Source organism: Streptomyces sp. NPDC005963 (genome assembly GCF_040638655.1).
Taxonomy (GTDB): Bacteria; Actinomycetota; Actinomycetes; order Streptomycetales; family Streptomycetaceae; genus Streptomyces.
Genome location: NZ_JBEXVD010000061.1, coordinates 1 through 7,582, shown reverse-complemented (window position 1 = coordinate 7,582; position 7,582 = coordinate 1). Strand labels below are relative to the sequence as shown.

Annotated in this window: 5 protein-coding genes and 1 pseudogene; 4 read left to right on the top strand and 2 right to left on the bottom strand. The window is 68.0% G+C overall.

From position 1 onward, the window contains the following. A pseudogene (locus ABZ348_RS34360) lies at positions 1-95 on the top strand (ABC transporter permease); the annotation flags it as partial. A 253-nt stretch (positions 96-348) separates the two neighbouring features. Here ABZ348_RS34360 and ABZ348_RS34355 read toward each other — a convergent pair. Continuing rightward, positions 349-1,110, bottom strand: a complete 762-nt coding sequence (locus tag ABZ348_RS34355; RefSeq protein ID WP_358939891.1) for an alpha/beta fold hydrolase — start codon at positions 1,108-1,110, stop codon at positions 349-351. 615 nt (positions 1,111-1,725) lie between these two features. Here ABZ348_RS34355 and ABZ348_RS34350 point away from each other — a divergent pair. Then, positions 1,726-3,108 carry an acyl-CoA mutase large subunit family protein gene (locus ABZ348_RS34350; protein ID WP_358939889.1) on the top strand — a complete coding sequence of 461 codons (1,383 nt, stop codon included), beginning with the start codon at positions 1,726-1,728 and terminating at the stop codon, positions 3,106-3,108. A 117-nt stretch (positions 3,109-3,225) separates the two neighbouring features. Here ABZ348_RS34350 and ABZ348_RS34345 read toward each other — a convergent pair whose 3' ends face one another. Next, positions 3,226-4,575 carry a PLP-dependent aminotransferase family protein gene (locus ABZ348_RS34345; RefSeq protein ID WP_358939887.1) on the bottom strand — a complete coding sequence of 450 codons (1,350 nt, stop codon included), beginning with the start codon at positions 4,573-4,575 and terminating at the stop codon, positions 3,226-3,228. Between the two features lie 625 nt (positions 4,576-5,200). On the opposite strand from ABZ348_RS34345, the gene metK reads away from it, so the two are divergent. Both metK and ABZ348_RS34335 read left to right on the top strand, forming a co-directional pair. Beyond that, a complete protein-coding gene (gene metK, locus ABZ348_RS34340; protein ID WP_358939885.1) occupies positions 5,201-6,412 on the top strand; it encodes a methionine adenosyltransferase in 1,212 nt (403 codons plus the stop codon). 44 nt (positions 6,413-6,456) lie between these two features. Then, entirely contained in the window at positions 6,457-7,440 is a 984-nt protein-coding gene (locus tag ABZ348_RS34335) for a carbohydrate kinase family protein (RefSeq protein WP_358939883.1), read from the top strand. The last annotated feature ends 142 nt before the right edge of the window (positions 7,441-7,582 follow it).

The following is a 7,582-nucleotide window of genomic DNA, read 5'->3' as shown; positions in this document are numbered from 1 at the left end:
GCAACGACTGGTGGATCGCCATCGCCTGGTGCCTCGGCCTCATCGTCCTCGGCTACCGCTGGTCAACCGCACAATTCAACCGCGACCCCAAGTGAACACCCGGGCTGTCACTCACAGCCCAACCCCCTCCAGGGCGGCATACCCCGACACCCCGTCGGGCGTACGCCGCCCGGTCGGCGTCCCCGCTCTGCCAGGCCCGGGGGTGGGGGGTACGGCAGCCGTACCCCACCTCATGCGCGCGACCGGTGAACCCCATCGCACCCCTACGGATCCCGGGCCTCTGTCACGCCGCCCGACTGTTCGGCCGATCATGGCCGTGGGTCCGCGCTGAACATGGCTGACTGTTGCTCAGGCAACAGCGGTGCCGGCGAGCAGCCCTTCCCTGATGGCCGCGGCGACCTGGCCGATCCGGTCGGTGAGATAGAAGTGGCCACCGCGAAAGACCCTCAGCTCGAAGTCGCCGCTGGTGTACTCCCCCCACGTCCGTGCTTCCTGAACCGTCACCAGCGGGTCCTGGTCTCCGATCAGCGCGGTCACCGGAACGGTGATCGGCTCTCCCCGGTCCCATCTGTAGGTGGCGACAGCCCGGTAGTCGGCGCGTAGCGCCGGTAGCACCATTTCCAGGATGTGCGGATCATCCAGCATGGCCTGATCCGTTCCGCCCAGTCGGTGTACGTCGGCCAGCACATCTGCATTGTCCCAGGGCTCGCCCTCGACGCCGGTATGACAGAGCGCCCCTCCCCGAGCGGAGAGGAACAGCCGCTGTGGTGCTGGCAGTCCGTTCTGGATCAGCAGTCGCGCCGTCTCGAAGGCGACGAGCGCACCCATGCTGTGACCGAACAGGGCGTACGGCCTCCCGCGGTCCCGGGCCACTTCGTGGGCCAACTCCGCGGCCACTGCGGCAACGAGCGGTGCCAGCGTGGTGAACGGCGACTCGGCGTAACGGTCCTGGCGCCCCGGATACTGCACGGACACCACATCGAACTCGGCGGACAGGGCACGCGCCAACGGAATGTACGCTGCCGCGGTGCCCCCCGCGTGCGGAAAGCACACGAGCAGCGGCCTGTCGCCCGTGGGAGCGGTGAAGCCTCGGAACCACGAGTTGTTCACTAGAGCGGTCCTTCCTCTGTGTGTGCCGAGCCGTCTTCGATCACTGTGGGGTCGGTTGTCTTCCGTCGGGACGATCGAGCACGCTGTACTGACCAGCCGCCGTGCGGCTGGTCGAACCCCCGCGCTAGGCCGACCTGCCCCAGTCACCTCACCGGCTGAATCGACAGCACAGCCCAGAACGGGCCCGCCGTCACCTCGGGGACGGAGGAACGCCGATGGGACGTCCGGTGACGCAAGAGGCCTTGTGGCCCCGCGTGTAGGGGCTCACCATGCGAGCATCCCGCCTCGCTCTTGATGGGTGCTCGCAGGGTGGTGGAGAGTCACCGGCCGTGCCGGTACGTTGCCCCTGTTCCACCGGGTGGTCGGTCGCTAGGGTCGACGGACGCGAGCCGAGCGTGCCGCACGAGTGCTCCTCCCCCTGGTGCCTAGCCTCCGGGGACCGTGTACGACGCCATACCGCACCGGGTGTCGCGCTTGCTCCGCGGACCAGCACCAAGGGGGAGCCAACACACACCTCCGCGGAACCACTCCCCCGGCGCACGCGAAGGGTGCCGCGAACTGTCCGTGGTGGTGCCGTAGCCGGCTGAGCGCTTTCGGCCCGGGAAGTGGGAATCGATGGACCACAGCAGAACAGACAAGCCTGGGCCGACCATCGAGCCGATGTACGGCCCATCGGCGGCTTACCAGGGGCAGGGCCGGCTGCCGGCAGGGTCGGGAGGACATCCGTTCACGCGTCGCGGCCACCCCTCCATGGACACGGCCTGTCCATGGGCGAGGCGCCAGTACACCGGGTCCGGCACGGCCGACGAGTCCAACGCTCGCTACAGACGACTGATTGCGAACGGCACGACCGACCTGTCCGTGGCATTCGACCTGCCGACCCGTAGGGGCCACGACAGCGACGCGCCGCTCGCGAGCGGTGAGGTCGGCAAGGCCGGAGTGGCGCTCGACTCGATCGACGACATGCGGGTGCTGTTCGGCGGAATCCCGCTGGACAAGGTCTCCACATCGATGACGATCAACGCGCCCGCCGCGTTGCTCCTGCTGATGTACCAGTTGGTCGCCGAGGAGCACGGGGTGTCGGCGAACCGGCTGGCAGGCACGATCGAGAACGATGTGCTGAAGGAGTACATCGCGCGGGGCACTTACATCTTCCCGCCCAAGCCTTCACTGCGGCTGACGGCGGACACCTTCCAATACTGCAGGGCCGAAACACCCAAGTGGAACACCATCTCGATCTCCGGCGATGACATGGCCAAGGCGGGTGCATCGCCGGCGCAGGAGATCCCGTTCACCCTGGCGAACGGGATCGAGTACGTACGCGCGGCGGTGGCGGCCGGTATGAGAGCGGACGATTTCGCGCCGCGCCTGTCGTTCCGCCTCATGACGCGTACGACGAACATCCCAGAAGTCGCCAAGTTCCGTGCGGCGAGACGCATCTGGACGCGGGTGATGAAGGAGGAGTTCGGTACCACCACATCGCTACTGCACCGCATTCCCCCGCGGATCGCGAGTGTGCAGCTCAGGAACCGGCAGTCCAAGGGCATGGAGAGGATGACCGACGCCCTGGAGACGGCAGCCCTCGCTTTGATGAAGAGCATCGAGACGCTGGGCGGCGCGGCCGATGCGATCGAGCACGGCTACCAGAGGTCGGAGATCGAGGGCTCCGCGTACCGCACTCCACGGGAGACCGACCCCAGGGAGCGCGTCGTAGCCGGTGCCGACTGCTGCCAACCGGACGAGGATGCGCCCTGCAAGCCGCTCCACGTCGACCCCTTCATCGAAGCCCAGCAGACCGAGCGACTGGCCAAGCTGCGAGCGTGGCGGTGCACCGATCGAGTGGTGGCCACCCTGCTGCTGGTACAGAAGGCAGCGGCGGGGACGGACAACGTCCTGTATCCGATGAAGGAGGCTCTCGCCGCTGGAGCCACCGTCGGTGAGGTGTGCGACGTGCTGCGCGAGGTGTGGGGCACGCACATCCCGAATAACGCGTTCTGACAGGTCATGGCTCAGGAGGTGGGCCGGCCAACTGGGGCCGGCATCTCGACGTACCACGGTCGTCGCCCCTCGCGACGGGCACCACGTCCCGTTTCTGGCCGTGCCCACACCGTCGGCCTACGAGTGGGGAGTCAAGCGACCATCGACACCAGGCACCGCCCCAAGATCGATGCCGCCGAAGACATGGGTGAGATCCACCTCGGACTTCAGCACCGAGGCCAGCCGGCGCACTCCCTCCCGGATGCGCTCTGGTGTCGGGTAGCAGTAGGAAAGCCGTAGGTGGCGGGTGCCTGACCCGTCCGTGCGGAACCCCGTGCCCGACGCGTAGGCGACCCCGGCGGCCACCGCACGCGGCAGTAGAGCCCTGGTGTTTACACCCTCCGGAACCGTCACCCACACATAGAACCCGCCGTCCGGCACCGTCCACGTACAGCCCGGCAGGTACCGCTCCAGTGCGCAGAGCATGGCGTCGCGGCGCTCGCGGTAGCCCTCCCGCAGGATGCCGATCTGCCCCTGCCAGTCGTGGCCGGCGAGATGACGCGAAACGATCATCTGGTTCAGCGTGGGCGGGCAGAGGGTCGCCGACTCGGTGGCGAGCACCAGCTTCTCCCTTACCGCGCGCGGCGCGAGCACCCAGCCGACCCGCAGGCCAGGGGCGAACGTCTTCGAGAAGGAGCCCAGGTACACCACGTTGTCCGGGTCCAGCGAGCGCAGCGCCGGATGGGTCCGGCCGTCAAAGCCGAGCAAGCCGTACGGGTTGTCCTCCACCACCAGGACGTCGTGCCTGCGGCAGATCTCCACGATCTCCGCCCGCCGCTCGACCGCCAGTGTCACACCGGCCGGGTTGTGGAAGTTCGGGATCGTGTACAGCAGCTTCACGCGGTGCCCGGACTCCCGGGCCTGCCGCAGCGCTGTGCGCAGCGCTTCCGGCACCAAGCCGTGCTCGTCCATCTCCACATGCACGACCTGCGCCTGGTACGCAGCGAACGAGCCCAGCGCGCCCACGTACGACGGGCCTTCGGTCACCACCACATCACCCGGGTCGCAGAACAGCCGGGCCACCAGGTCGAGGCCCATCTGCGAACCCACCGTCACCACGACGTCGTCCGGGTGCGCCGCGATCCCCTCCAAGGCCACGACCTCGCAGATCTGCTCCCGCAGCAGCGGAAGCCCATGCGCCGACGCGTACTGCAGTGCCGTCAGACCGTCCTCCGCGACGATCTGTGCGACCTGCTCAGAGAGCATCTCCAGCGGCAACGCGGTCAGGTTCGGCATGCCGCCAGCCAGGGAGACGACCTCAGGTCTGTTGGCTACCGCGAACAACGCCCTGATCTCCGAGGCCCTCAAGCCCGCAGTGCGCGCTGCGTACCGGTTGAGGTGCGGATCGAGATGTGGGTCCAGGAAGTCGCCTCGGCTGGGCCGCTTCGCGGCACTGCCCCTGCTCACCTCACCGTTCGTCATCAGCATGATGCCCCGTCCGCCCTTCGACCCGGTCGTTCCCGCAAGCTCGGTGAGCGCGACCGCCCGGATCGGTGGCCTCGGGGATGGCCTCGCCAGGCGAGCATGTGCGGCTTCGCTCGTGGACCGCTCAAGTCCACCTCGCGGCACACCGCACAACGCGCCGGGCGGATCGGGAGCCGTTTCACAAGCCGCGCGGTCAGATGCCGCGGGTGGTGATTGTCACCGTATGAGGTGATCGTGCAGATATTGCGCGGCGCCGTCAGCGTTGTTGAGCGTGTTGTGGAGCCAGCCGTAGACGGTAACAGCGTCCAAGGAGACGCAAACCCTGCAGGCGGGGCACGGCGGAGACACCGCCCGACACCCCGGAGGCGACCGCATCACGGTCACCTCCGGGCCGGCTCGACCGGGCTTCGACCGGTGCCACCCAGGCTCGACAGCCAGGGGTTCGGTGACAGCCGGGGAACGACACCCGGGCCGGCGAAGGGACAGGGACGGCGAGGTGACCATCCGTTGAGAAGCAGCAACCGGGCCGGCGGTGAGGGAACGGGCCGCGCCCCTGCGCACCCGAGGTTCGCGCACCCCTGCCGCCCGTCTTCCCCGCGCCCCGCCCGAAGCAACAGGAGGAACTTTCATGTCCCGTCGTCTGTTCACCTCGGAGTCCGTGACCGAGGGGCATCCCGACAAGATCGCCGATCAGATCAGTGATGCCGTCCTGGACGCGATGCTGCGTGTGGACCCCGCATCCCGCGTCGCAGTGGAAACGCTGATCACCACGGGTCAGGTGCATGTGGCCGGCGAGGTCACCACCACGGCGTACGTGCCCATCGCACAGTTGGTGCGCGAGAAGATCCTGGAGATCGGCTACGACTCCTCGGCGAAGGGATTCGACGGCGCCTCGTGCGGGGTGTCGGTGTCGATCGGTACCCAGTCGCCGGACATCGCACAGGGCGTGGACACCGCGTACGAGAAGCGGCTGTCCGGTACGGACGACGAACTCGACCGTCAGGGCGCGGGCGACCAGGGCCTGATGTTCGGCTATGCGACGGACGAGACGCCCACGCTGATGCCGCTGCCCATCGACCTGGCACACCACCTGTCACGGCGGCTGACCGAGGTCCGCAAGGACGGTACCGTTCCGTACCTGCGTCCCGACGGCAAGACGCAGGTCACCATCGAGTACCAGGGCAATCGTCCGGTGCGCCTGGACACGGTCGTGGTCTCCTCGCAGCATGCCGCCGACGTCGACCTGGACGGGCTGCTCGTCCCTGACGTCCGGCGCCACGTCGTGGACCCGGTGCTGGCCGAACTGGCCTCCGAGGGAAGCAGGTTGAAAACCGACGACTACCGCCTGCTGGTCAACCCCACGGGCCGGTTCGAGATCGGCGGCCCGATGGGAGATGCGGGCCTGACCGGCCGCAAGATCATCATCGACACGTACGGCGGGTACGCCCGTCACGGCGGCGGCGCCTTCTCGGGCAAGGACCCCTCCAAAGTGGACCGCAGCGCGGCGTACGCGACGCGGTGGGTGGCCAAGAACGTGGTCGCGGCGGGTCTCGCGTCGCGGTGCGAGGTGCAGGTGGCGTACGCGATCGGCAAGGCCGAGCCGGTGGGGTTGTTCGTGGAGACCTTCGGGACGAACACGGTCGCCGAGGAGAAGATCGAGGACGCGATCACCGAGGTCTTCGATCTGCGTCCGGCGGCGATCATCCGGGACCTGGACTTGCTGCGCCCCATCTACTCGCAGACGGCCGCCTACGGGCACTTCGGGCGGGAACTGCCCGACTTCACCTGGGAGCGCACTGACCGTACCGAGGCCCTGCGCAGGGCCGCGGGCATGCGCTGACCGCCGGATCACGCTGCCCCGCCCCGAGTCGAAGGAGAAGCGTTGTGCGTATCGCCGTAGCAGGGTCCATCGCCACCGACCACCTCATGGTCTTTCCCGGCCGATTCGCGGAGCAACTGATCGCCGAGGCCGTCGAGCGAGTGTCCTTGTCGTTCCTCGCCGACCGACTGGAAGTGCGAGAGGGGGGCGTCGGGGCGAACATCTGCGTCGGGCTGGGCCGCCTAGGCATCCGACCGGTCCTGGTGGGCGCTGCGGGCATCGATTTCGCCGGGTACGGGAACCGGTTGCGCAGATCCGGAGTGGACATCGAGTCCGTGCGGGTGAGCGAGACACTGCACACCGCGCGCTTCGTGTGCACTACGGACGAGGACCAGAACCAGATCGCCACCGTCTACGCCGGCGCCATGGCCGAGGCCCGCCAGATCGACCTGGCCGAGGTGCACCGGCGCGTGGGCGGGCTTGACCTGGTTGTCATCGGTGCGGACGACCCCGACGCGATGCTGCGGCACACGGCCACCGCCCACACCCTCGGGGTGCGGGTCGCTGCCGACCCCTCGCAACAACTGGCCCGCCTTGACGAGGACCAGACCAGGCAACTGATAGATGGCGCCCATCTGTTGTTCACCAACGAGTACGAGCAGGCCCTGCTGCTGGAACGGACTGGCTGGACCCGGGAAGAAGTGCTTTCCCGCGTGGGCGCCTGGCTCGTCACCCGCGGTGCCGACGGTGTATCGATCTTGGTAGCGGGCCGGGAACAGCAGGACGTTCCCGCGGTGTCGACCGACCACGCCGTCGACCCAACCGGCGTAGGCGATGCCTTCCGCGCCGGCTTCCTCGCAGGTCTTGCCTGGAAGTTGCCGTACGACCGTGCGGCGCAAATTGGCTGCGCGCTGGCCACCGTGGTCATCGAGACCGTCGGCACACAGGAGTACAAACTGCTTCCAACGGATCTGCTCACCAGGATCGACCATGCCTACGGCCATGTCGCGGCCCTCGCCATCGGGTCGCGGTTGGCTGATGCGTCATGAGTACGGCGCAGCGCGTCGGCGCCCTGCGCGAAGCGCTGGCCACGCGGGTCGTTGTTGCTGATGGTGCTATGGGCACGATGCTTCAGGCTCAGGACCCGACGTTGGCGGACTTCCAGGATCTCGAGGGGTGCAATGAGATCTT